The sequence below is a fragment of the Pseudomonas sp. BIGb0558 genome, assembly GCF_024807515.1.
Lineage (GTDB): Bacteria > Pseudomonadota > Gammaproteobacteria > Pseudomonadales > Pseudomonadaceae > Aquipseudomonas > Aquipseudomonas yamanorum_A.
Map to the genome: position 1 here is coordinate 138051 of NZ_JANUEW010000010.1, position 24712 is coordinate 162762.

The window sequence follows — 24712 nt, forward strand, 5'->3', positions numbered from 1 at the left end:
TATTGTGTAGTCAAAGTTTCACAAAGGGTTACAGACGGCGCCTGCCAGAGTTGTAGGTAATGTAGTAAGTTAGGCCGGTGAATATCATGCGAAGCGCGCGCCAGTAGCGGAGCTTGCTTCAGAGGGTAGTTAATTGAACGATATGGCAAAGAATCTGATCCTGTGGTTGATCATCGCGGCTGTCCTCGTGACGGTGATGAACAACTTCTCCAGCCCTAACGAGCCGCAGACCCTCAACTATTCCGACTTCATCCAGCAAGTTAAGGATGGCAAGGTCGAGCGCGTAGCGGTTGATGGCTACGTGATTACCGGCAAGCGCAACGATGGCGACAGCTTCAAGACCATCCGTCCGGCAATCCAGGACAATGGCCTGATCGGCGACCTTGTGGATAACCACGTGGTCGTTGAAGGCAAGCAGCCTGAGCAGCAGAGCATCTGGACCCAACTGCTGGTAGCCAGCTTCCCGATACTGGTGATTATCGCCGTGTTCATGTTCTTCATGCGCCAGATGCAAGGTGGTGCGGGTGGCAAGGGCGGGCCGATGAGCTTCGGCAAGAGCAAGGCACGCCTGCTCTCCGAAGATCAGGTGAAAACCACCCTGGCTGACGTTGCCGGTTGCGACGAAGCCAAGGAAGAAGTGGGCGAACTGGTTGAATTCCTGCGCGATCCAGGCAAGTTCCAGCGTTTGGGCGGGCGTATTCCTCGCGGTGTGCTGATGGTTGGCCCGCCAGGTACCGGTAAAACCCTGTTGGCCAAGGCCATTGCGGGCGAAGCCAAAGTGCCTTTCTTCACCATTTCCGGTTCCGACTTCGTCGAAATGTTCGTCGGTGTGGGTGCCAGCCGTGTTCGCGATATGTTCGAACAGGCCAAGAAGCACGCGCCTTGCATCATCTTCATCGATGAAATCGACGCCGTTGGTCGCCATCGTGGCGCCGGCATGGGCGGCGGTCATGATGAGCGTGAGCAGACCCTTAACCAGTTGCTGGTTGAGATGGACGGCTTTGAAATGAACGACGGCATCATCGTGATCGCCGCAACCAACCGTCCTGACGTACTCGACCCTGCGCTGCTGCGTCCGGGCCGTTTCGACCGTCAGGTTGTGGTGGGTCTGCCGGATATCCGCGGCCGTGAACAGATTCTGAAAGTGCACATGCGCAAAGTGCCGATGGGCGACGACGTGGCTCCGGCCGTGATTGCCCGTGGTACTCCAGGCTTCTCCGGTGCCGACCTTGCCAACCTGGTGAACGAAGCTTCGCTGTTCGCTGCCCGTACCGGCAAACGCATCGTCGAAATGAAAGAGTTCGAACTGGCGAAAGACAAGATCATGATGGGCGCCGAGCGCAAATCGATGGTCATGTCCGAGAAAGAGAAGCAGAACACCGCTTATCACGAAGCCGGTCACGCCATTGTCGGTCGTGTTGTGCCTGAGCATGACCCGGTCTACAAGGTATCGATCATTCCTCGTGGTCGGGCGCTGGGCGTTACGATGTTTCTGCCGGAAGAGGATCGCTACAGCCTCTCCAAGCGTGCGCTGATCAGCCAGATCTGCTCGCTGTATGGCGGCCGGATTGCTGAAGAGATGACCCTGGGCTTCGACGGTGTGACTACCGGCGCCTCCAACGACATCATGCGTGCGAGCCAGATTGCACGGAACATGGTGACCAAGTGGGGTCTGTCGGAAAAACTCGGCCCTTTGATGTATGCCGAGGAAGAAGGCGAGGTGTTCCTGGGGCGTGGCGGTGGCGGTCAAGCTGCCAGCTTCTCCGGTGAGACAGCCAAGCTGATCGACTCCGAAGTGCGCAGCATCATTGACCAGTGCTACGGCACGGCCAAGCAGATCCTCACCGATAACCGTGACAAGCTCGACGCCATGGCTGATGCCCTGATGAAGTACGAGACCATTGATGCCGAGCAGATCGACGACATCATGGCCGGCCGTACGCCTCGCGAGCCTCGCGATTGGGAAGGTGGTTCGGGTACTTCAGGCACGCCGCCTGTGGTGCAGAACGAGCGCCCTGAAGCCCCGATCGGCGGCCCTGCTGCTGACCATTAAGGTTTGAAATGACTTCTGCGTTGTCCTCGACCCGGTTGCCTTGCGGCAGCCGGGTTCTTGATTTGGCCCGTACACACGTTATGGGCATTCTTAACGTAACCCCTGATTCCTTTTCCGATGGCGGCCGCTTCAGCCAGCTTGATGCTGCGTTGCGCCATGCGGAAGCGATGGTGGCTGCCGGTGCGACCCTGATTGATGTCGGTGGCGAATCAACCCGGCCCGGCGCACGCGCAGTGTCTCCCCTGGAGGAGCTGGAGCGGGTTGCGCCGATTGTCGAGCGCATCCACCAAGAGCTGGACGTGATTATCTCTGTCGACACCTCGACTCCTGCCGTCATGCGCGAAACCGCGCGGCTGGGGGCTGGGTTGATCAACGATGTGCGTTCCCTGCAGCGGGACGGCGCGCTTGACGCGGCGGCTGCCACGGGGCTGCCGGTTTGCCTGATGCATATGCTCGGTGAGCCGGGCACGATGCAGGACGATCCGCATTACGACAATCTGGTCGGTGAAGTGAAAGGCTTTCTGGCCGAGCGCATGGCTCAGTGCGCTGCAGTGGGGATAGCTCCCGAGCGGATCATCCTTGATCCGGGGTTTGGCTTTGCCAAGACCCTGCAGCACAATTTAAGCCTGTTCAAGCATATGGAATCCCTGCATGCCCTTGGTCGCCCCCTGTTGGTCGGGGTTTCGCGCAAGAGCATGATAGGTCTGGCGTTGAATCGTCCCGTGGGTGAGCGGCTGTATGGCGGCCTGGCACTCGCGGCACTTGCCGTGGTCAAAGGCGCGCGTATCTTGCGCGTGCATGACGTGGCCGAGACGGTCGATGTCGTGCGAATGATCGCAGCGGTTGAATCAGCCGAATAAGAATGATGGAGCACTTATGACTAAAAAATATTTTGGCACCGATGGCATCCGCGGTCGGGTCGGCGAATTCCCGATTACCCCAGATTTCATGCTCAAGCTGGGCTGGGCCGCCGGCATGGCGTTCCGCAGCATGGGCGCTTGCCGCATTCTGGTGGGGAAAGACACCCGTATCTCGGGTTATATGTTTGAGTCTGCGCTGGAGGCAGGTCTTTCCGCTGCCGGTGCTGACGTGATGCTGCTGGGGCCGATGCCTACGCCGGCGATCGCTTACCTGACGCGTACCTTTCACGCTGAGGCCGGTATCGTGATCAGCGCTTCGCACAATCCTCACGATGACAACGGCATCAAGTTCTTCTCGGGCCAGGGCACCAAGCTGCCGGACGAGATCGAGCACATGATCGAAGAGCTGCTGGATGCGCCGATGACCGTCGTCGAGTCGAGCAAGCTGGGCAAGGTGTCGCGGATCAACGATGCTTCTGGCCGTTACATCGAGTTCTGCAAAAGCAGCGTGCCAAGCAGCACCAATTTTGCGGGGCTGAAAGTTGTCATCGACTGCGCCCACGGTGCGACCTACAAGGTAGCGCCGAGTGTGTTCAAGGAGCTTGGCGCAGACGTTACTGTGCTGTCGGCCCAGCCTAATGGCTTGAACATCAATGACAATTGCGGCTCGACCCATATGGGGCAGTTGCAGGCGGCGGTCCTTGCCGAGCATGCTGACCTGGGCATCGCTTTCGATGGTGATGGTGACCGGGTATTGATGGTCGACCACACCGGCGCGATTGTTGATGGCGATGACCTGTTGTTCATCATTGCCCGCGACTTGCACGAGCGTAACAAGCTGCAAGGCGGTGTCGTTGGCACGTTGATGAGCAATCTCGGCCTGGAGTTGGCCCTGGCAGATCTGGGTATTCCGTTTGTGCGTGCCAATGTCGGTGACCGCTACGTGATCGCTGAGCTGCTGGAACGCAATTGGCAGGTGGGTGGCGAAAATTCCGGGCATGTCGTCTGCTTCCAGCACACGACTACCGGCGATGCGATCATTGCGGCGCTGCAGGTGCTGCTGGCACTGCGTCGTCGCGAAGAAAGCCTGGCCCAGGCGCGTCAGGCGTTGCGCAAGTGCCCCCAGGTGTTGCTGAATGTGCGCTTCGCGGGCGGTGACAACCCTATCGAACATCCGGCCGTCAAGGAGGCCAGCGAGCGCGTCACTGCGGCGATGGCGGGCCGTGGTCGGGTGTTGCTGCGCAAGTCGGGCACCGAGCCTTTGGTGCGCGTGATGGTCGAAGGCGAGGACGAAACACAGGTTCGCGGCTATGCCGAAGAGCTGGCAAAACTGGTAACTGAAGTTTGCGCCTGAATTCGGCTTGCCAGTGATGATGTGGTTGGGTAACATCTGCGCCCACTTTGACCGACGAGGTACAGCATGCGTCGCACTATGGTAGCTGGTAACTGGAAGATGCACGGTACCCGCGCCAGTGTCGCTGAGCTGATCAACGGCCTTCGTCATTTGGCCTTGCCTGGCGGTGTTGATGTCGCGGTATTCCCGCCTTGCTTGTATATCAATCAAGTGATTGATGGCTTGAAAGGCAAGTCGATTCAGGTCGGCGCGCAGAACTCTGCGGTGGAATCCATGCAAGGTGCATTGACCGGTGAGATTGCACCGAGTCAGTTGGTTGATGCGGGTTGTTCCCTGGTGCTTGTCGGGCACTCCGAGCGTCGCCAGATCATGGGCGAGCGTGATGGGACACTCAATCGCAAATTCGCGGCGGCACAGGCTTGTGGCTTGATTCCGGTGTTGTGCATAGGGGAGACCCTTGAACAGCGTGAGTCCGGTAAAACTCTTGAGGTTGTCGGGCGTCAGCTGGGCAGCATCATCGAGGAGCTGGGAGTGGGTGCTTTTGCAAATGCAGTAATTGCTTACGAGCCGGTCTGGGCCATTGGCACCGGGCTGACTGCTTCGCCGCAACAGGCGCAGGATGTGCACGCAGCCATCCGCGCGCAGTTGGCGGCAGAGAATTCTGAGGTCGCACGAGGTGTGCGGCTTCTATACGGCGGCAGCGTGAAGGCGGCCAATGCGGTCGAACTGTTCGGCATGCCGGATATCGATGGGGGGCTCATTGGTGGAGCTTCCCTGAATGCAGATGAGTTCGGTGCGATTTGTCGCGCCGCGGGAAACTGAAAAAATGCTGGAAACAGTCATCGTTGTTTTTCATCTGCTGGGTGCACTGGGCGTAGTTGCTCTGGTTTTGCTGCAGCAGGGTAAAGGTGCGGACGCTGGTGCGTCTTTCGGGGCAGGTGCTTCAAATACTGTGTTCGGAAGCCAAGGTTCCTCTACCTTTCTTAGTAAGTTTACTGCTATACTTGCCGCCGGTTTCTTCATAACCAGCTTGGGGTTAGGTTACTTTGCTAAAGAGAAAGCTCATGTGCTGACTCAAGTAGGTCTCCCAAACCCAGCAGTGTTGGAAGTACCAAAAGCAAAACCGGCTTCTGATGATGTCCCGGTGCTTCAAGAGCAAAAGTCGGCTACTCCAGCGACTGACGTGCCTCCAGCTCAAGAGCAGAAGTAAGAAGGTTGTAAACGCTGTATTGCCGAGGTGGTGGAATTGGTAGACACGCAACCTTGAGGTGGTTGTGCCCATAGGGTGTAGGGGTTCGAGTCCCCTTCTCGGTACCAATTATCAGGAGAGCCCGCTGTTGCGGGCTTTCTTGTAGGTGGAAGGTTACATTGACCCTGTAAGGGATCGGTCGTATACTTCCGCCCCAGCTTTGTCGCGGGGTGGAGCAGTCTGGTAGCTCGTCGGGCTCATAACCCGAAGGTCGTCGGTTCAAATCCGGCCCCCGCAACCAGTTTTAGCGGAGCCCCTTTTAAGGGGCTTTTTGTTAGCTGGACACTTTCAACGCCGCTGTTCGACGGCGTTTCAAGGATGGGCGTTTCGCCCATTTTTTTATTTTGCACAGCATGCACATACATGCACGAGGGGGTTCAGGTGTCGAGCAAGCTAGAAGAGTTGCAGGCCTTGTTGGCCCCGGTGGTCGTGGCCCTAGGCTATGAATGCTGGGGTATTGAGTTTTCGGCTCAAGGTCGCCACTCAATGTTGCGCGTTTATATCGATAAAGAGGGCGGCGTGCTGGTGGACGATTGTGCCATTGTCAGCCGTCAGATCAGCGGTGTCCTGGATGTTGAAGATCCGATCTCCGTTGAATACACCCTCGAAGTTTCCTCGCCTGGCATGGAACGCCCACTGTTCACTATTGATCAGTTTGCAAAATTTGCCGGTGAACAAGTGAAGATCAAGCTGCGCTCTCCCTTTGAAGGGCGACGCAACTTTCAGGGCCTTCTGCGCGGTGTAGAAGAACAGGACGTCGTGGTGCAGGTAGAAGACCATGAGTTCCTGTTGCCGATCGATATGATCGACAAGGCCAACATTATTCCCAGTTTTGACTGAGACGCGGATCCCGCGGATCCAATGGCTTGCGAAAGGCGAGGCGTACGATGAGCAAAGAAGTACTGCTGGTTGTTGAGTCGGTATCCAATGAAAAGGGCGTACCGGCAAACGTGATTTTTGAAGCGCTGGAGCTGGCCCTGGCCACTGCTACCAAAAAGCGTTTTGAAGACGAAGTTGATCTGCGTGTGGAAATCAACCGCCACACCGGTGCCTACGAGACTTTCCGTCGCTGGACGGTCGTCGAAGAAGCCGATCTTGATGATCCGGCCATCGAAACCTGGCCGAGCAAGGTTGCTGAAACGCATCCTGGCGCCCAGGTCGGTGATGTCGTCGAAGAAAAGATTGAATCCATCGAGTTCGGCCGCATCGCTGCACAGACTGCCAAGCAAGTCATCGTGCAGAAGGTCCGCGAAGCCGAGCGCGCTCAAGTCGTTGACGCCTATCGCGAGCGCCTGGGGGAAATCATCTCCGGCACCGTGAAAAAAGTCACCCGCGACAACGTGATCGTCGATCTGGGCAACAACGCTGAAGCGTTGCTGGCTCGCGAAGACATCATTTCCCGCGAAACTTTCCGGGTTGGCGTGCGTTTGCGTGCGCTGCTCAAGGAAATCCGCACCGAGAACCGCGGCCCACAGCTGATCCTGTCGCGTACCGCGCCGGAAATGCTGATTGAGTTGTTCCGCATCGAAGTGCCGGAAATTGCCGAAGGCCTGATCGAAGTCATGGCTGCGTCCCGCGATCCGGGTTCGCGCGCCAAGATCGCGGTCCGCTCCAAGGACAAACGCATCGACCCGCAAGGCGCTTGCATTGGTATGCGCGGTTCGCGCGTCCAGGCAGTGTCGGGCGAATTGGGCGGTGAGCGTGTGGACATCGTCCTGTGGGACGATAATCCGGCGCAGTTCGTGATCAACGCAATGTCGCCTGCTGAAGTGGCGGCAATTATCGTTGACGAGGATGCCCATGCAATGGACATCGCCGTTGGCGCAGACAATCTGGCTCAGGCCATCGGTCGCGGTGGTCAGAACGTACGTTTGGCCAGCCAGTTGACCGGCTGGACCCTGAACGTGATGACCGAATCGGACATCCAGGCTAAGCAGCAAGCAGAAACCGGTGACATCCTGCGCAACTTCATCGACGAGCTGGAAGTCGACGAAGACCTGGCACAGGTGCTGGTAGATGAAGGCTTCACCAGCCTGGAAGAGATTGCCTACGTACCGTTGGAAGAAATGCTCAACATCGACGGCTTTGACGAAGACACCGTCAACGAGCTTCGCGCTCGGGCCAAGGATCGTTTGTTGACTAAAGCCATCGCTACTGAGGAAAAGCTGGCAGACGCCCATCCGGCCGAAGACCTGCTCTCGCTTGAGGGTATGGACAAGGATTTGGCGATGGAACTGGCGGTGCGCGGCGTAATTACCCGCGAAGACCTGGCCGAGCAGTCTATTGACGACCTGCTCGACATCGACGGCATTGACGATGATCGTGCCGGCAAGTTGATCATGGCCGCCCGAGCCCATTGGTTCGAGTAATTAGGCGCGGCCTGAGGAGAGAAGTGCATGACGCAAGTCACGGTGAAACAACTGGCCGATGAGGTCAAAACACCGGTAGAGCGCCTGTTGCAGCAGATGCGTGAGGCAGGTCTGCCGCACACCGCCGCCGATGAAGGTGTGAGCGATAGTGAGAAGCAGTCTTTGCTGACTCACTTGAAGAGCAGCCACAAGGCGAAAGTGGAAGAACCGCGCAAGATTACATTGCAGCGCAAAACCACCAGCACCCTGCGTGTTGCTGGTAGCAAGAGCATCAGCGTTGAAGTACGCAAGAAGAAAGTCTTCGTACAGCGCAGCCCGGAAGAAATCGAAGCCGAGCGCAAACGCGAACTGGAAGAACGTCGCGCAGTAGAAAATGCTGCTCGTCAGAAGGCTGAAGAAGAAGCCAAGCGTCGCGCCGAAGAAGAAGCGCGTCGCCAGCCTGCTGCTGCGCAACCTGCTAACACTGAGGCCGTTGCTGCGCCTAGCGCGCCTGTAGAAGCTGTTCGTGAGGCCGCTCCGGTTGCCGCCGCGCCTGCTCCTGCAGCCGACACTCGCAAACGCGAAGAACCTCGTCGCCCGGACAAACCACGTGCCGACGATAACAATCGTCGTGGCAGTGGCGATGGTGAGCGTAAAAACGCTCCGCATCGTGCTTCGGTCAAAGAGAAGGCGCCAGCGCCACGTGTTGCTCCACGTACTACCGACGAAGAAAGCGACAGCTTCCGCCGCGGTGGTCGTGGCAAGGCCAAGCTGAAGAAACGCAACGCCCACGGTTTCCAGAGCCCAACCGGCCCTGTCGTGCGTGATGTGCAGATCGGCGAGACCATCACTGTTGGCGATCTCGCCAATCAGATGTCGGTCAAGGCTGCTGAAATCATCAAGTTCATGTTCAAGCTGGGTACTCCAGCCACCATCAACCAGGTACTGGATCAGGAAACTGCCCAACTGGTTGCTGAAGAGCTGGGCCACAAAGTGACCCTGGTCAGCGACACCGCCCTGGAAGATTCCCTGGCAGAGTCCCTGAAGTTTGAAGGCGAGACCTTCTCCCGTGCGCCAGTCGTGACCGTAATGGGCCACGTTGACCATGGTAAGACCTCGCTGCTCGACTACATCCGTCGTGCCAAGGTAGCTGCAGGCGAAGCCGGCGGCATCACCCAGCACATCGGTGCATACCACGTTGAAACCGAACGCGGCATGGTTACCTTCCTCGACACCCCTGGTCACGCCGCGTTTACCGCCATGCGTGCCCGTGGTGCCAAGGCGACCGACATCGTGATCCTGGTAGTTGCAGCGGACGACGGCGTAATGCCGCAGACCATTGAAGCTGTCCAGCACGCCAAGGCCGCTGGTGTTCCACTGGTAGTTGCAGTGAACAAAATCGACAAGCCGGGCGCCGATCTCGATCGCATCCGTAGCGAACTGTCGGTTCACGGCGTAACTTCCGAAGAGTGGGGCGGTGATACGCCGTTCGTTTCGGTTTCGGCGAAAGTCGGTACCGGTGTAGACGAACTGCTTGAAGCTGTTCTGCTGCAAGCCGAAGTACTCGAACTGAAAGCAACCCCATCGGCCCCGGGTCGTGGTGTTGTGGTTGAATCGCGTCTCGACAAAGGTCGTGGCCCGGTTGCAACCGTTCTGGTTCAAGACGGTACCCTGCGCCAAGGCGACATGGTGCTGGTCGGTTCGAACTACGGCCGTGTACGTGCCATGCTCGACGAGAACGGCAAGCCAATCAAGGAAGCCGGTCCTTCCATCCCTGTCGAGATCCTCGGCCTGGACGGTACCCCGGACGCTGGCGACGAGATGAGCGTGCTGTCGGACGAGAAGAAAGCCCGTGAAGTGGCTCTGTTCCGTCAAGGCAAGTTCCGCGAAGTCAAGCTGGCCCGTGCTCACGCCGGCAAGCTGGAAAACATCTTCGAGAACATGGGCCAGGCAGAGAAGAAGACGCTTAACATCGTCCTCAAATCTGACGTTCGTGGTTCCCTCGAAGCGTTGAACGGCGCCTTGAACGGCCTGGGTAACGACGAAGTGCAAGTGCGTGTTGTCGGTGGCGGTGTGGGTGGTATCACCGAATCCGACGCCAACCTGGCACTGGCTTCCAACGCTGTACTGTTCGGCTTCAACGTGCGTGCCGATGCTGGCGCACGGAAGATCGTCGAGCAGGAAGGCCTGGACATGCGTTACTACAACGTCATCTACGACATCATCGAAGACGTCAAGAAAGCCCTCACCGGCATGCTTGGCAGCGACGTCCGGGAGAACATCCTGGGTGTGGCCGAGGTGCGTGACGTGTTCCGCTCGCCGAAATTCGGCGCGATCGCCGGTTGCATGGTTATCGAAGGTGTTGTGCACCGTAACCGTCCAATCCGTGTACTGCGTGAAGACATCGTTATCTTCGAAGGCGAGCTGGAATCCCTGCGCCGCTTCAAGGATGACGCTTCCGAAGTACGTGCCGGCATGGAATGCGGTATCGGCGTCAAGAGCTACAACGACGTCAAGGCTGGCGACAAGATCGAAGTCTACGAGAAGGTCCAGGTTGCTCGCAGCCTCTAACTCGCGCACTTCAAGGGCCACGCGGCGCCCCGGCATGCAAATGCCTGGCGCAGCGTCCGGACTCTAAACGCAACGCCCGGTCTGGCTTTTGTCAGGCCGGGCGTTTGCCGCTTTCAGACCCCACGGGTTTCACCGTGTGGCAGTAACAGGTAACAAGACATGGCAAAAGAATACAGCCGTACCCAACGTATCGGCGATCAGATGCAGCGCGAGCTGGCCCAACTGATCCGTCGTGAAGTAAAAGACCCCCGTGTTGGCCTGGTCACCATCACCGCCGTTGAAGTCAGCCGTGACGTTGGTCACGCCAAGATCTTCATCACCGTGATGGGCCAGGACAACAGCGAAGAAATCGCGCAAAGCATCAAGGTGCTCAACTCTGCCGCAGGCTTCCTGCGGATGCAGCTGGCCCGTGAAATGAAGCTGCGCAGCGTTCCACAGTTGCACTTCCACTACGACGAAAGCGTCGTGCGTGGCGCGCACCTGTCGGCACTGATCGAGCGGGCCGTGGCTGAAGACAATCAGCACCCGGAATCCGCCACGCCTGAAGACGCCAAGGAGTAATCGGTGGCTCAGGTCAAACGTATCCGTCGTAACGTCAGCGGCATCATTCTGCTCGACAAGCCCATTGGCTTTACCTCCAATGCGGCGTTGCAGAAGGTCCGCTGGCTGCTCAATGCCGAGAAGGCAGGGCACACCGGCAGCCTCGATCCCTTGGCCACCGGCGTATTGCCTTTGTGTTTCGGCGAGGCCACCAAGTTTTCGCAATACCTGCTCGATTCCGACAAGGGTTATGAAACCCTGATGCAACTGGGCAAGACCACCACCACGGCAGACGCCGAAGGTGATGTTTTGCAGGTTCGCGAGGTGACCGTTGGTCGTGCTGATATCGAGGCTGCCTTACCTGCTTTTCGTGGGCAAATCAGTCAGATACCGCCGATGTACTCGGCTTTGAAGCGTGATGGCCAGCCTCTTTACAAGCTGGCACGTGCAGGTGAAGTGGTGGAGCGCGAACCGCGTTCTGTTACTATTGCGCGCTTGGAATTGCTCGCCGCTGAAGGCGACACTGCCCGATTGGCGGTGGACTGCAGCAAAGGCACCTATATCCGTACCCTGGTGGAAGATATCGGTGAGCAACTAGGCTGTGGCGCATACGTTGCAGAACTGCGACGCACCCAGGCCGGACCTTTCACCCTGGCTCAGACGGTCACGCTGGAAGAGCTGGAAGCGGTACATGCCGAAGGCGGCAACGAAGCGGTTGATCGCTTCCTGATGCCATCGGACAGCGGTTTGCTGGATTGGCCACTGCTGCACTTCTCGGAGCACAGCGCGTTCTACTGGCTTAACGGCCAGCCGGTACGTGCACCGGATGCCCCGAAGTTCGGCATGGTGCGGGTACAAGATCACAACGGTCGCTTTATCGGTATCGGTGAAGTGAGCGAAGACGGGCGCATCGCGCCGCGTCGACTGATTCGGTCAGAATGACCGAACGAGGGTGGCTGTTAACAGGCACGGTCACTACTCATTTTTAGATACAGGGATTTGTCCCTGGCCTGTTGAAACCGTCCTTTGGATGGTTTCCTGAAAAAAGGATTGCCTCATGGCTCTCGACGTTCAAGAAAAAGCTCAAATCGTAGCTGACTACCAGCAAGCTGTTGGTGACACTGGTTCGCCAGAAGTGCAAGTTGCACTGCTGACCCACAACATCAACAAGCTGCAAGGTCACTTCAAGGCCAACGGTAAAGATCACCACTCCCGTCGTGGTCTGATCCGCATGGTAAACCAGCGTCGTAAGCTGCTGGACTACCTGAAAGGCAAGGATCTGGGTCGTTATCAGGCTCTGATCGGTCGCCTGGGTCTGCGTCGCTAATAAGCGATTGCGCTAGAGGTTGGTTGGCTGTCGTGTGTCAGTGGGTTTCCCGCTGGCCCATGGCAGGCTTCCAGCCTCAAGTTTTATCTGGATACACGTTTTACCCTGGACAGGCGTTGGGCCGATTCCCGACATTGCCCAAGAATTTCGCAAGAAGACAAGTTCCCCAAGAGCCACAAAGAAGGTAGGACACCGTGAACCCGGTTATCAAAAAATTCCAGTTCGGTCAGTCGACCGTTACCCTCGAGACAGGCCGTATCGCCCGTCAAGCCTCCGGCGCAGTGCTGGTCACCGTTGACGACGACGTCACCGTATTGGTGACCGTTGTAGGCGCCAAGACCGCTGACCCAAGCAAAGGCTTCTTCCCTCTTTCCGTTCACTACCAGGAAAAGACTTACGCTGCCGGTAAGATCCCTGGTGGTTTCTTCAAGCGTGAAGGCCGTCCTTCCGAGAAAGAAACCCTGACTTCCCGACTGATCGACCGTCCGATCCGTCCGCTGTTCCCAGAAGGCTTCATGAACGAAGTGCAGGTTGTCTGCACCGTCGTTTCCACCAGCAAGAAGACCGATCCGGACATCGCTGCGATGATCGGTACCTCGGCTGCCCTGGCCATCTCCGGTATTCCTTTCGATGGCCCGATCGGCGCAGCTCGCGTTGCTTTCCACGAAAGCACCGGCTACCTGCTGAACCCGACTTACGAACAACAGAAAGCTTCGAGCCTGGACATGGTCGTTGCCGGTACTTCGGAAGCCGTGTTGATGGTTGAATCGGAAGCCAAAGAGCTGACCGAAGACCAGATGCTGGGCGCGGTACTGTTTGCTCACGACGAGTTCCAGGTTGTGATCAACGCTGTTAAAGAACTGGCTGCTGAAGCTGCCAAGCCAACCTGGACCTGGGCTCCTGCGCCTGAAGCTACCGCACTGCTGGGCGATATCCGCTCCGAGTTCGGTGCTGCGATCTCCGACGCCTACACCATCACCATCAAGGCCGACCGTTACGCTCGCCTGGGTGAACTGAAGGACCAGGTTGTTGCCAAGCTGTCCGGTGAAGAAGGCCAGCCTTCCTCCAGCGAAGTCAAAGCAGCCTTCGGCGAAATCGAATACCGCACCGTTCGCGAAAATATCGTTAACGGCAAGCCACGTATCGACGGCCGCGACACCCGCACCGTACGTCCGCTGAACATCGAAGTCGGCGTTCTGCCAAAAACCCACGGCTCGGCCCTGTTCACCCGTGGCGAAACCCAGGCCCTGGTTGTTGCAACACTGGGTACTGCCCGTGACGCACAGCTGCTGGACACCCTGGAAGGCGAGAAAAAAGACCCGTTCATGCTGCACTACAACTTCCCTCCGTTCTCGGTAGGTGAGTGTGGTCGCATGGGTGGTGCCGGCCGTCGCGAAATCGGTCACGGCCGTCTGGCCCGTCGTTCGATTGCAGCCATGCTGCCTGCCGCCGACGTGTTCCCGTACACCATTCGTGTTGTGTCGGAAATCACCGAGTCCAACGGTTCCAGCTCCATGGCTTCGGTCTGCGGTGCTTCCCTGGCTCTGATGGACGCCGGCGTTCCGATGAAGGCACCCGTTGCCGGTATCGCGATGGGTCTGGTTAAAGAAGGCGAGAAGTTCGCCATCCTGACCGACATCCTGGGCGACGAAGACCACCTGGGCGACATGGACTTCAAGGTAGCCGGTACCGCCAAAGGTGTTACCGCGCTGCAGATGGACATCAAGATCAAGGGCATCACCGAAGAAATCATGGAAATCGCTCTGGGCCAAGCCCTGGAAGCGCGCCTGAACATCCTCGGCCAGATGAACCAGATCATTGGTCAGTCCCGCACCGAACTGTCGGAAAATGCTCCGACCATGATCGCGATGAAAATCGACACCGATAAAATCCGTGATGTTATCGGTAAAGGCGGCGCGACCATTCGTGCGATCTGTGAAGAGACCAAGGCTTCGATCGACATCGAAGACGACGGCTCGATCAAGATCTTCGGCGAAACCAAGGAAGCGGCTGAAGCGGCACGTCAGCGCGTTCTGGGTATCACCGCTGAGGCCGAGATCGGCAAGATCTACGTCGGTAAGGTTGAGCGCATCGTCGACTTCGGCGCATTCGTCAACATCCTGCCAGGCAAGGACGGTCTGGTTCACATCTCCATGCTGAGCGACGCTCGTGTTGAGAAAGTGACCGACATCCTGAAAGAAGGCCAGGAAGTGGAAGTGCTGGTACTGGACGTGGACAACCGCGGCCGTATCAAGCTGTCCATCAAGGACGTAGCAGCAGCCAAGGCTTCGGGCGTTTAATCACCCCGTCGCTGCCAGCTGAAAAAAGGGACTCTTCGGAGTCCTTTTTTTATGCCTGCGGGAAAGTGCCGGAAAATCAGGTGCTTACTAAAATCCCAAAGCCGCAACTTGCATGCAGGCACGATCGACTTCATGCAAGTTGCACGATTCCGAAAATGAGACTGTTTTATAAGTTGTTGTTTTATAAGGATTTAGTTTTGGTGTGAGACTTGGCACACTGCCTGCAATAACCCTGTTAACGCTGCAGCATCAAGGTTCACACACTGCAGACTTTTAATAAAACAGGAGTTACTCGTATGAAGAAGTTCGCTCTCGCTACTGCTACCGCTCTGACCCTGGCCATGGGTGCTAACGTGGCCTTTGCTCAGACTTCCCAAGCTCCAATGACACTGGCGGCTGGTGAAGCCACCAAGGCTAAAGAAAGCGTTTCGGATACTTGGATCACCACCAAAGTTAAATCCGACTTGCTGACCGAGAAAGGCATTCCTGGTTCGGACATCAAGGTTGAAACCAACAAAGGTGTGGTTTCCCTGTCCTCCACAGTTGCTATCTCCGACGCGCAGAAAGCCACTGCTGTAGCGATCACCAAGAAAATCAAAGGTGTAACCGCAGTTTCGGCTGACGGCTTGATGGCTGGCGGCGCGACCAAGGCTGACAACGTCGACAAAACCAAAAGCGCAGCTGCTGGCGCTAAAGAAACTACTTCCGATACCTGGATTACCACCAAGGTGAAAGCTGACCTGGTAACCGAGAAAGGTATTCCTGGCACCGACATCAAAGTCGAAACCAACAAAGGCGTAGTTTCCCTGTCTTCGACCGCAGCGGTCACTGAAGCTCAGAAAACTACCGCGGTGAATATCACCAAGAAAATCAAAGGCGTTAAAGCTGTATCGGCCGATGGCCTGAAAGCAGAGTAACGCTTAACGAATCGCCTGAACTAGGCGGAGGCGGCCACGAGCGAGTCTAGATATCCGCTCAATGCACCTCACAGGTTCATGCGACCGGCCACACGGATGTGGCCATTACAGGCCCCGGCACTTGTGCTGGGGCCTGTTCTATTGCGGGGGGAAATTGTAGGAGCGAGCTTGCTCGCGAAAAGCCTGAGGACGACACGTTGACTCAGAAAGCACGCGTTATCGTTGACGTCCTTCGCGAGCAAGCTCGCTCCTACAGGGGATCTCCATCGTTTGAGTTACTCGGCATCCAGATGCATCGGTGTCACCACCCGACCATCTTTCTCGGCTTCACCCAGGTTTGCATCGATAAAGTAAACCCGGTCATCTTCCAGCTGGCCCTTGTCCACCAGGTAGTCCTTGATCGCGCTGGCGCGGTCCTGGCCCAGTTGGCGTAGCAGCACGTCGCTGCCACTCCAGAACTTGATCACACCGTCCCGCAGCTTGGCTGTGCGCTCATCGCTGCTCAGGTTTTTCCACTCGGGCGGTGGCTGCAGTTTCAAGCGGGTGCGGTAGATGCCTTCCAGCAACGGCGCCTTTTCCTTCTCCGGGACTTCAAGCAGCGACGCCTGTGCCGGGACTTTATCGCCACGGCGCTGAAGGATCTTGTAGTAGTTGTACTGGTATTCACGTTCCAGCCGTTGTGCGGCCAAAAGCGGGCCGTCACTGCTGGCAGCGGCAGTGCCTTCGATTTCCAGGCGCAGGGCAGGGCGCTCCTTGAGGGCTTTGGACAGGCTGTCCAGGGCCGACTGGGAGTCCTTGCTCAGTTCGCTGGAACCTGCAGCGAATGACACGTTGCCCAGGTCCTGGGCGCCGCCACCGCTAATCAGGCCGCCAATAAACTTGAACGGCGCTGTAGCCGCGCGCACCACCAGGTTACGCAGGGTCTGCCAGACAATCGGCATCACGCTGAATTGCGGGTTGTTCAAGTCACCGGTTACCGGCAGCTCAATGGAGATCTTGCCGTCGGAGTCCTTGAGCAGGGCAATCGCCAGGCGAATCGGCAGGTCCACGGCGTCTGCGCTGTCGACCTTCTCGCCCAACTGCAGTTGCTCCACCACCACCTTGTTCTCGGCCTTCAACTGCCCCTTGGTGATGACGTAATGCAGGTCCAGGTTGAGCCGGCCCTTGCGGATGCGGAACCCGGCGAATTTGCCCGAGTACGGCGTCAGGGTGGTCAGTTCGACCCGTTTGAAGCTGGTGGCGATATCGAGCGCGGCCATCGGATCAAACGGGTTCACGCTGCCCTTGATGGTGACCGGCGCATAGCGGTCGACCTTGCCCTTGACGTCGACGCTTGCCGGCTTGGCCTGACGACTGTCGATGGTGCCGATCTGGCCGTTGAGCTGCTGGATGGCGGTGGCGAAGTTCGGGGTCAGGCTGAAGTCGGCGAAGTTGGCCGAACCATCGTTGATCGCAATTTGACCAATACGAATGCCCAAGGGCTTTTCTTTACCGGCCGCAGGTTTGGCGGCGGATTTGCTGGCGCTGTTGGCCGGCTGTGGAATCAGCAGGTCATCGATGTTGGTGGTGCGGTCATCGTTGATCATGAAGCGTGCGTAGGGTTGGAACAGGTTGACCTTGTCGATCGACAGGCTGTCGCCATGTTGATAATTCACGCCTTCGAGCACCAACCGCTGCCACTTCAGGAAGTCGCGGGTCTTCATGGTGTCCAGGGTGTGCAACTGATCGACCTGTGCCCGGCCAGTCACCTGGAACGCCAGGGGCTCGGTGCTTTTCAGATTCACGTCGAGGTTGCTGCCGAGCATGCCGCTTCGCAGTTCCAGACGGATAAACGGGCTGATGTAGGACTGGGCGACGCGCAGGTCGATGTCCTTGGTATCCACTTTCAACTTGGCGCTGACCGGGCTCAGGTTGACCTGGCCGGTGGCCTGCAGCTTGCCTTGTTTGCCCACGCCGGTATCGAGTTTGAGCGTAAACGGGCTCTGGTTGAGGCTGTCGAAATCCTGCAGGTCGAGGTTAAGCGGGCCGACTTCCAGGGCGACTGCCGGTTTGGCCGAGCGGTCCGCCAGATGCACTTGATAGTTGCGCAACTGCACGTCCTTGAGCAGCACTTGCCAAGGTTTGCTTGGCGCTGCCGGTGCCGGCTTTGGCGAATCAGCGGCGGCGGGGGCGGTAGCCGGCTCGGGTGCGGTTGCAGGCTTGCCAGGCTGGCTGGCAAACAGCTTCTGCCAATCCAGTTGGCCATCGGCCTCAAGGGCCGCCCAGGTTTCGAGCTTGTTGCTGCGAATCTTGCCGACGATCACCTGTTGCTTGGCCAGGTCGACCGTGGTCTCGCTGACGTCCAGGCGTTCCAGACGGGCCAGTTGGCGACCATCCGGTGCCTTGATCGCAAACGGCGCGACACTCAGGGCGACGTTGGTCAGGTTCAGCTCGGTTTCCTTGGCCAGGCTCAGCTTGTAGTCGGTGCTGAAGTTGAGAACCCCGTCTTCCAGGACCAGCGGCACCGCGTCACGCACATACGGCCACCAGACTTTCATCTTGCCGTCGGTAACCTTGAGTTTGCCTTCGGAGGCAATCGGAATAAGGCTGAAGTTGCCGGTCCAATCGATCTGGCCACCTTCAGGGCCAGCGGCCACCAAGGTCATATCGGCGTTGTCATCGGGCAGCGTGCTGAGGTTTTTCAGCTCGAAATCCAGTTTGTCGTAGAGAAACTCGATCGGCTCACTAGGGCGCAAATCCTGGAAGTGCACATAGCCGCCCGCCAGCTTGATGCTGTCGATACGCAGCGGGAATGGTTTGGCGTCCGGATCGGTTGGCGTCGGTTCGCTGGCCGGCAATTTGAACAGCTGTGCCAGGTTGAGCTGGCCGGATTTATCGAACAGCAGCTCGGTCTTCGGCTTGTCGAGTTGTACGTCGGCCAGGTGCAGGGCGCGGGTCCACAGGCTGTCGACCTGCAGGTTGGCATAGAGGCGCTCAAAGGCCACTTGCTCCTTGCCGGGCTCACCGATATTCAGGCCCCACACGGTCAATTCGAGGCTGAACGGGTTGAGCTCGATACGCTGGATATGCGCCGGCACAGTGGCGTAATTGGCCAACTGTTGGTTGGCCACGCGAAGGGCAATACCCGGGAGAATAAGGAAGCCCAGCAAGCTGTACAGGGCAAGGGCGGTCAGCAAGGCGCCAGCGGCGCGAATCAATCCTTTGGGCATATGTGACGCCATCTATGTCGTTCAAGAGTGCCTTGGAGTATGGCACGGGTTTACGGTTCCGAAGAGCCGGGCCTTTATTAGTGCGCCCGGGACCTTTTAGGACAAGTCTTACAGCTGCAGGATCAGGGTCTTCAGTGGTGGTTGCTGGTCTTGTGACGGGAAGTCTGCGCCGGGTGTCATGACCTGCCAGTCGCGCACCGGGCGGCCGGCCTTTTCGGCGCAGCGCAGGACCTGGTCGCGCCAGTCTTCCATGCTGACTTTTGCCAGGTTGTTGCAGCAGATCAGCACGCCGTCATCGGCAGTGGCCAGCAGCGCAGGCTTGAGCAGGCTCTGGTAATCCCGCAGCAGGTCGACGGTGCCGAAGGCGCTCTTGGCCCAGGCGGGCGGGTCGAGCAGCACGAGGTCGTATTGGCGTTGATCCAGGCGCGGATAACTCGGCAGTTTCTGCCCGCGCCGCTGGCTGATAGGCAGGCCGGCCAACTGGCGGATTGCCGGGAAATAGTCCGACTGCACGAATTCCATCGTCGGCAATTGCGGATTGAGCTGACCGTTTTCACGGCCCACCGCCAGGTTGCCTTCGGCGAAGTCCAGGTTGCACACCTCGCGGGCGCCACCGGCAGCGGCGCTCAGGCCAACGCCGCAGGTGTAGGCAAACAGGTTCAGCACGCTTTTGCCGGCGCTGTGGGCCTTGACCCAGCCGCGGGTGTTGCGCAGGTCGAGGAACAACAATGGGTCTTGCCCGGCATGCCGACCGCGCACGCGGTAATTGAGGCCCCATTCATGGCCGATCAGGTCTTCCAGGGCCGCAGGTTCTGCGCGGTACACCGTGTCTTCACGGTCGATGCGCGAGTTGCCCCGGGAGCGGTCGTTGTAGACCAGCAGCAACTCCAACCCCAGGTGCTGGTTGATCGCCTGGTGCAGGTGCAACAGATCGTCACTTTCCAGTGACTGGTGAAAGCTCTGCACCAGCAGTTGCGGGCCATAACGGTCGATAGTCAGGCCGCCGGCGCCTTCCTGGCTGCCGTGGAACAGGCGATAGCAGTCGGTGCCTTGGGCATGCAACTCGGCAAGCAAGTCCTGGCGATGATCGAGGGCGGCGCGCAGCGCCTGATTCAAGGAAGACATAACGCGCGCCTTGCAGGGTCATTGGGGCGCGGGAGTTTAACAGTTATGGCTCCAGCAGGCCCATTCGCCTGTGGGCCCGTTGCACCGAACCATTGCGCATGGCCCAACGCAGCAAGGGCGCGCTGCGCTTGACTCCGGCACGGATCATCTGGCGTTGCATCGGGCTTTGCTTCTGCCCAAGCATGTCGCTGGCCCAGTCCGGCAGCAGGTCGATGCCGGCCTGCATCATCAGCGCGCCGAACGGCTTGGCCAAGGTGCTCGGGGACGGCGCATTGAGCAGCAGGCGCAGCACTTCGTGGCTGCGTTCGTCACACAGCAGTTGCGGGCGAATACGCTCAAGGTAATCGGAAACTTCCTGGCGTGACCGCGGCACATGGCGGGCGCCCAGTTGCTCGGCCACCAAGGCGATTTCGCTGTAGTACCGGTCTTGATCCCTTGGGGATAAATCCGGGTTGCGATAACGCAGGTGGGCCGCGAGAAAGTTGCTGACTTCCGCCACATGCACCCAGGTCAACAGTTCGGGATCGCTGGCGGCGTAGGGCCGTCCGTCCGGTGCATGGCCGACCACTTGCAAGTGAATGGTGCGCACTTTCTCGATCAGCCATTCGGCGTCCCGCCGCGAACCAAATGTGGTGCCGGAAATAAACTGCGAGGTGCGCCGTAAACGCCCCAGCATGTCCTGCCGAAAGTTCGAGTGGTCCCACACGCCGGCCAGCGCCAGCGGGTGCAATGCCTGCAACATCAAGGCGCTGATGCCGCCAATCAACATGCTGCTGAAGTCGCCATGGACCTTCCAGCTCACCGAGTTCGGCCCGAAGAGACCTGGATCACCCTTGGGGTTTTCCAGGTCGAGTTGGCCCAGCGACAAGCCGGTCAGGCTCATCAGCTGGTTTTCGATGCGGCTGCGAATGAATTCCATGGGTTCCTATCGGTTGAGGCGCTTGTCGATCAGGCCGTCCACTACGCTCGGGTCGGCGAGAGTGGACGTATCCCCCAGGCTGTCCAGTTCGTTGCAGGCAATCTTGCGCAAAATCCGTCGCATGATCTTGCCAGAGCGGGTTTTCGGCAAGGCCGGCGCCCATTGAATCAGTTCGGGCTTGGCGAAGCTGCCGATTTCCTTGCTCACCAGGTCCAGCAGGTGCTTTTTCAGCGCATCGTCGGGTTCGACGCCATTCATGGGCGTGACGAAGGCATAGATGCCCTGGCCCTTGAGGTCGTGGGGGTAGCCCACCACTGCGGCCTCGGCGACCTGGTCATGCAGCACCAGCGCGCTTTCCACCTCGGCGGTGCCGATACGGTGCCCGGACACGTTGATCACGTCATCGATGCGCCCGGTGATCCAGTAGTCGCCGTCCTCGTCACGCCGCGCGCCGTCGCCAGTGAAGTAGTAACCAGGGTAGGGTTTGAAATAGGTGTCGATCATCCGCTGCGGGTCGCCGTACACGCTGCGGATCTGCCCCGGCCAGCTCGATTTGATCGCCAGCACGCCGCTGCCGGCGCCGCTGATTTCCTTGCCTTGCTCATCGAGCAGCACCGGTACCACGCCAAACATTGGTTGGGTGGCGCAGCCGGGCTTGATGCGCTGGGCGCTGACCAGCGGGCTGAGCATGATGCCGCCGGTTTCGGTCTGCCACCAGGTGTCGACAATCGGGCAGCGTTGTTCGCCGACCGCGTTGAAGTACCAGTCCCAGGCTTCCGGGTTGATCGGCTCGCCGACGCTGCCGAGCAGGCGCAGGCTGGCGCGGGAGGTTTTTTCCAGCGGGCCGTGGCCTTCCCGCATCAGCGCGCGCAAGGCGGTGGGCGCGGTGTAGAAGATATTGACTTGATGCTTGTCGATCACCTGCCAGAACCGTGAGCTGTCAGGGTAGCTCGGCACGCCTTCGAACATCAGCGAGGTCGCGCCATTGGCCAGCGGGCCATAGACGATGTAGCTGTGGCCGGTCACCCAGCCGACATCGGCGGTGCACCAGAACACCTCGCCGTCGCGGTAATCGAGCACGTACTTGAAGGTCATCGCGGCTTGCAGCAGGTAGCCACCGGTGGTGTGCAGCACGCCTTTGGGTTTGCCGGTACTGCCGGAGGTGTAGAGGATAAACAGCGGATCTTCCGCCTCCATCGGCTCGGGCGGGCAGTCGTCGCTGACCGCGTCCAGGGCTTGTTGATACTTGAGGTCGCGGCCTTCGGTCCAATTGACCGTCGCGCCGGTGCGCTGTACCACCAGCACCGTGCTGACGCCCGGGCAACTGGCCAGGGCCTTGTCGACATTCTGTTTCAACGCCACCGGCTTGCCACCGCGCACGCCTTCATCGGCGGTGATCACCGTGCGGCAATCGGCGTCGAGAATGCGGTCGCGCAGGGCGTCTGGCGAGAAGCCACCAAACACCACCGAATGCACCGCGCCGATCCGCGTGCAGGCCAGCATTGCGTAGGCCGCTTCGGGGATCATCGGCATGTAGATGCACACCCGGTCGCCTTTCTTCACGCCACGGCTTTTCAGCACATTGGCCAGGCGGCTGACGTTTTGGTGGAGTTGGCGGTAGGTGATTTTGGAGGATGTCGCAGGGTCATCGCCCTCCCAGATGAAGGCCGGCTGATCGGCGCGTTGCGCCAGGTGACGGTCGATGCAGTTGTAGCTGACGTTCAGTTGGCCTCCGGCAAACCATTGGGCGGCGCCGGTCTTGATGTCGGACTTTTGGACGGTCTGCCAAGGCGTGGTCCAGTCGAGAAAGCGCTTGGCCTGCTCGGCCCAGAAGGTGTCGGGTTGCTCGACGGATTGGCGGTAGAGGCGCTGGTAGTCCTCTTGACTGAGTTGCGCAGCCCGGCGGACGGCATCGGCGGTGGGGAACGTGCTGATATCGAACATGAGGGATCCTTATTCTTGTTTTTGCGACAAGAGGGGAGCTTTGCGACCCTCGTAGGAGCTGGCTTGCCAGCGATTGCATCACCTCGGTATTGAGTTTCACCGAGGTGTTTGCATCGCTGGCAAGCCAGCTCCTACAAGGGTCCGCTCCCGCAGGTTCAGACCCTCATTGTAGTGCTGATACCATCAACCGCGGTGACGGCCGCGGAAGTAGTTGATCAACCCCTGGGTGGACGCATCGTCCGCAGGCTGTTCTTCAGTGCCGGTCAGGCGGTTGTAGACGCCTTTGCCCAGCTCCTTGCCCAGCTCCACGCCCCATTGGTCGAAGGCGTTGATACCCCAGATGACGCTCTGCACGAACACTTTGTGCTCATACATGGCCACCAGCGCGCCGAGACGGCGAGGGCTGATGCGCTCAACCACAATGGTGTTGCTCGGACGGTTGCCCGGGATCACCTTGTGCGGCGCCAGCTTCTCTACTTCAGCTTCGGCCATGCCTTTGTCGCGCAGTTCAGCTTCAGCTTCGGCGCGGGTCTTGCCGAGCATCAGTGCCTGGCTCTGGGACAGGCAGTTGGCGTACAGCCACTGATGGTGGTCGGAGACCGGGTTGAAGCTGACGATCGGCACGATGAAGTCGGCCGGGATCAGTTGGGTGCCCTGGTGCAGCAGCTGGTGGTAAGCGTGCTGGCCGTTGCAGCCTACGCCGCCCCAGATAACCGGGCCGGTGTCGGTGGAAACCGGCGTACCGTCCTGGCGCACGCTCTTGCCGTTGGATTCCATGTCCAGCTGTTGCAAGTGCTTGGTGATGTTACGCAGGTAGTGGTCGTACGGCAGGATCGCGTGGCTCTGCGCGCCCCAGAAGTTGCCGTACCACACGCCCAGCAGGCCCAGCAGCACCGGCATGTTCGCTTCGAACGGTGCGGTCTGGAAGTGCTGGTCCATGGTGTAGGCACCGGACAACAGCTCCTTGAAGTTGGACATGCCGATGGCCAGCGCGATCGGCAAGCCGATGGCCGACCACAGCGAGTAACGACCGCCGACCCAGTCCCACATCGGGAAGATGTTTTCTTCGCGGATACCGAAGGCCACGGCGGCCGCGTTGTTGCTCGATACGGCGATGAAGTGGCGATACAGCTCGGCCTCCGAACCACCCTGGGCCAGGTACCAGGCGCGGGCGGCCTGGGCGTTTTTCAGAGTTTCGAGGGTGTTGAAGGATTTCGACGAGACGATGAACAGCGTGGTCTCGGCGCGCAGCTTCATGGTCAGCTCGTGGAACTCGCTGCCGTCGATGTTCGCCAGGTAATGGCAGCGCACGCCTTTGTGGGCGTAGGACAACAGCGCTTCGGAGACCAGCTCCGGGCCGAGGAACGAGCCACCGATACCGATGTTCACCACGTCGGTGATCGGCTTCTCGGTGTAGCCACGCCACAGGCCGTCGTGGATGCGGCCGACCAGGTCAGTGATCTGGTTCAGCACCTTGTGCACGTCCGGCATGATGTTCACGCCGTTGACCGACAGCTTGTCACCCACCGGGCGACGCAGCGCGGTGTGCAGCGCCGGGCGGCCTTCGGAAGAGTTGACCGGCTCGCCGTTGAACAGCGACTTGATCGCGCCCTGAAGGTCGACTTCCTTGGCCAGGCCCACCAGCAGGTCGCGGGTTTCGCGGGTGATCAGGTTTTTCGAGTAATCGAGGAAAAGCCCGCAGCTGCTCAAGGTGAATTCGGTAAAGCGCTGGGGGTCGGCATTAAAGGCTTCGCGCATGCTGAAATCCTGCATGGCTTGGCGATGTTGATTGAGCGCTTGCCAGGCGGGCAGAGCGGTAACGTCATGAGGAGTGCGGTAGTACGCCATCGCTGCGGGTTTCCTTTTTATTGCTGGGACTGCTGTAGGACACTTCAAAGCCGGGAATGTCCTGTCTTTGTGAAGATGACAGGCTCAGGTCGACGCCAACCAATAGCGTAGGGCGAATACATTAAACCTAGCGTGTCGATCTGTCTTG

18 protein-coding genes and 2 tRNA genes are annotated in these 24712 nt (G+C 58.9%); 15 read left to right on the forward strand and 5 right to left on the reverse strand.

Translation table 11 applies throughout. The features are described 5' to 3' along the window. Positions 1 to 142: 142 nt before the first annotated feature. The 15 genes from ftsH (at position 143) to M2400_RS14990 (ending at position 15519) form a co-directional block, all read left to right on the forward strand. Positions 143 to 2053, forward strand: a complete 1911-nt coding sequence (gene ftsH / locus M2400_RS14920; protein WP_008436840.1) for an ATP-dependent zinc metalloprotease FtsH — start codon at positions 143 to 145, stop codon at positions 2051 to 2053. 8 nt (positions 2054 to 2061) lie between these two features. Further along, the gene (gene folP / locus M2400_RS14925) at positions 2062 to 2913 is read left to right on the forward strand and encodes a dihydropteroate synthase (RefSeq protein ID WP_177078868.1); all 852 of its coding nucleotides are present in this window, start codon (positions 2062 to 2064) and stop codon (positions 2911 to 2913) included. Positions 2914 to 2929: 16 nt separating this feature from the next. Then, positions 2930 to 4267 carry a phosphoglucosamine mutase gene (gene glmM, locus M2400_RS14930; protein WP_177042209.1) on the forward strand — a complete coding sequence of 446 codons (1338 nt, stop codon included), beginning with the start codon at positions 2930 to 2932 and terminating at the stop codon, positions 4265 to 4267. A gap of 66 nt (positions 4268 to 4333) precedes the next feature. Next, positions 4334 to 5089 carry a triose-phosphate isomerase gene (gene tpiA, locus M2400_RS14935; protein ID WP_010174326.1) on the forward strand — a complete coding sequence of 252 codons (756 nt, stop codon included), beginning with the start codon at positions 4334 to 4336 and terminating at the stop codon, positions 5087 to 5089. Between the two features lie 4 nt (positions 5090 to 5093). Beyond that, positions 5094 to 5477: a preprotein translocase subunit SecG gene (secG, locus tag M2400_RS14940; protein WP_026078118.1), complete on the forward strand. Its 384-nt coding sequence runs from the start codon at positions 5094 to 5096 to the stop codon at positions 5475 to 5477. A 21-nt stretch (positions 5478 to 5498) separates the two neighbouring features. Beyond that, a tRNA-Leu gene (locus M2400_RS14945) sits at positions 5499 to 5584 on the forward strand. 96 nt (positions 5585 to 5680) lie between these two features. Next, positions 5681 to 5757, forward strand: a tRNA-Met gene (locus M2400_RS14950). Between the two features lie 140 nt (positions 5758 to 5897). Next, positions 5898 to 6356, forward strand: coding sequence for a ribosome maturation factor RimP (gene rimP / locus M2400_RS14955; protein WP_003235029.1), 459 nt, complete (start codon positions 5898 to 5900; stop codon positions 6354 to 6356). Between the two features lie 47 nt (positions 6357 to 6403). Then, a complete protein-coding gene (gene nusA / locus M2400_RS14960; RefSeq protein WP_003212187.1) occupies positions 6404 to 7885 on the forward strand; it encodes a transcription termination factor NusA in 1482 nt (493 codons plus the stop codon). Between the two features lie 27 nt (positions 7886 to 7912). After that, entirely contained in the window at positions 7913 to 10435 is a 2523-nt protein-coding gene (gene infB, locus M2400_RS14965; protein ID WP_177042211.1) for a translation initiation factor IF-2, read from the forward strand. A 159-nt stretch (positions 10436 to 10594) separates the two neighbouring features. Then, positions 10595 to 10996, forward strand: a complete 402-nt coding sequence (gene rbfA, locus M2400_RS14970; protein WP_003212184.1) for a 30S ribosome-binding factor RbfA — start codon at positions 10595 to 10597, stop codon at positions 10994 to 10996. Positions 10997 to 10999: 3 nt separating this feature from the next. After that, positions 11000 to 11917: a tRNA pseudouridine(55) synthase TruB gene (truB, locus tag M2400_RS14975; protein WP_003212182.1), complete on the forward strand. Its 918-nt coding sequence runs from the start codon at positions 11000 to 11002 to the stop codon at positions 11915 to 11917. A gap of 115 nt (positions 11918 to 12032) precedes the next feature. After that, the gene (rpsO, locus tag M2400_RS14980) at positions 12033 to 12302 is read left to right on the forward strand and encodes a 30S ribosomal protein S15 (RefSeq protein ID WP_003176135.1); all 270 of its coding nucleotides are present in this window, start codon (positions 12033 to 12035) and stop codon (positions 12300 to 12302) included. Between the two features lie 194 nt (positions 12303 to 12496). Beyond that, on the forward strand, positions 12497 to 14602 hold the full coding sequence (gene pnp, locus M2400_RS14985) for a polyribonucleotide nucleotidyltransferase (RefSeq protein WP_177042213.1): 2106 nt from the start codon (positions 12497 to 12499) through the stop codon (positions 14600 to 14602). Positions 14603 to 14898: 296 nt separating this feature from the next. Next, complete coding sequence (locus M2400_RS14990; protein ID WP_177042215.1) at positions 14899 to 15519, forward strand: BON domain-containing protein; 621 nt, start codon at positions 14899 to 14901, stop codon at positions 15517 to 15519. Positions 15520 to 15794: 275 nt separating this feature from the next. On the opposite strand, the gene M2400_RS14995 is transcribed toward M2400_RS14990, so the two are convergent. The 5 genes from M2400_RS14995 to pgi form a co-directional block, all read right to left on the reverse strand. Further along, a complete protein-coding gene (locus M2400_RS14995; protein ID WP_259196532.1) occupies positions 15795 to 18728 on the reverse strand; it encodes a DUF748 domain-containing protein in 2934 nt (977 codons plus the stop codon). Positions 18729 to 18836: 108 nt separating this feature from the next. Next, the gene (locus M2400_RS15000; RefSeq protein WP_259196533.1) at positions 18837 to 19853 is read right to left on the reverse strand and encodes a class I SAM-dependent rRNA methyltransferase; all 1017 of its coding nucleotides are present in this window, start codon (positions 19851 to 19853) and stop codon (positions 18837 to 18839) included. Between the two features lie 43 nt (positions 19854 to 19896). Next, complete coding sequence (locus tag M2400_RS15005; RefSeq protein WP_177115773.1) at positions 19897 to 20772, reverse strand: oxygenase MpaB family protein; 876 nt, start codon at positions 20770 to 20772, stop codon at positions 19897 to 19899. Positions 20773 to 20778: 6 nt separating this feature from the next. Beyond that, positions 20779 to 22716 carry an acetate--CoA ligase gene (gene acs / locus M2400_RS15010; protein ID WP_259196545.1) on the reverse strand — a complete coding sequence of 646 codons (1938 nt, stop codon included), beginning with the start codon at positions 22714 to 22716 and terminating at the stop codon, positions 20779 to 20781. A gap of 183 nt (positions 22717 to 22899) precedes the next feature. Next, positions 22900 to 24564 (reverse strand): glucose-6-phosphate isomerase, encoded by a 1665-nt coding sequence (gene pgi / locus M2400_RS15015; RefSeq protein ID WP_177042225.1) that lies wholly within the window; start codon positions 24562 to 24564, stop codon positions 22900 to 22902. Between the last annotated feature and the right edge of the window lie 148 nt (positions 24565 to 24712).

Coding starts and splice junctions, on each gene's coding strand:
- ftsH (WP_008436840.1), top strand. CDS start 143: ATGGCAAAGAATCTGATCCTGTGGTTGATCATCGCGGCTGTCCTCGTG.
- folP (WP_177078868.1), top strand. CDS start 2,062: ATGACTTCTGCGTTGTCCTCGACCCGGTTGCCTTGCGGCAGCCGGGTT.
- glmM (WP_177042209.1), top strand. CDS start 2,930: ATGACTAAAAAATATTTTGGCACCGATGGCATCCGCGGTCGGGTCGGC.
- tpiA (WP_010174326.1), top strand. CDS start 4,334: ATGCGTCGCACTATGGTAGCTGGTAACTGGAAGATGCACGGTACCCGC.
- secG (WP_026078118.1), top strand. CDS start 5,094: ATGCTGGAAACAGTCATCGTTGTTTTTCATCTGCTGGGTGCACTGGGC.
- nusA (WP_003212187.1), top strand. CDS start 6,404: ATGAGCAAAGAAGTACTGCTGGTTGTTGAGTCGGTATCCAATGAAAAG.
- infB (WP_177042211.1), top strand. CDS start 7,913: ATGACGCAAGTCACGGTGAAACAACTGGCCGATGAGGTCAAAACACCG.
- rbfA (WP_003212184.1), top strand. CDS start 10,595: ATGGCAAAAGAATACAGCCGTACCCAACGTATCGGCGATCAGATGCAG.
- rpsO (WP_003176135.1), top strand. CDS start 12,033: ATGGCTCTCGACGTTCAAGAAAAAGCTCAAATCGTAGCTGACTACCAG.
- M2400_RS14990 (WP_177042215.1), top strand. CDS start 14,899: ATGAAGAAGTTCGCTCTCGCTACTGCTACCGCTCTGACCCTGGCCATG.
- M2400_RS14995 (WP_259196532.1), bottom strand. CDS start 18,728: ATGCCCAAAGGATTGATTCGCGCCGCTGGCGCCTTGCTGACCGCCCTT.
- M2400_RS15000 (WP_259196533.1), bottom strand. CDS start 19,853: ATGTCTTCCTTGAATCAGGCGCTGCGCGCCGCCCTCGATCATCGCCAG.
- M2400_RS15005 (WP_177115773.1), bottom strand. CDS start 20,772: ATGGAATTCATTCGCAGCCGCATCGAAAACCAGCTGATGAGCCTGACC.
- acs (WP_259196545.1), bottom strand. CDS start 22,716: ATGTTCGATATCAGCACGTTCCCCACCGCCGATGCCGTCCGCCGGGCT.
- pgi (WP_177042225.1), bottom strand. CDS start 24,564: ATGGCGTACTACCGCACTCCTCATGACGTTACCGCTCTGCCCGCCTGG.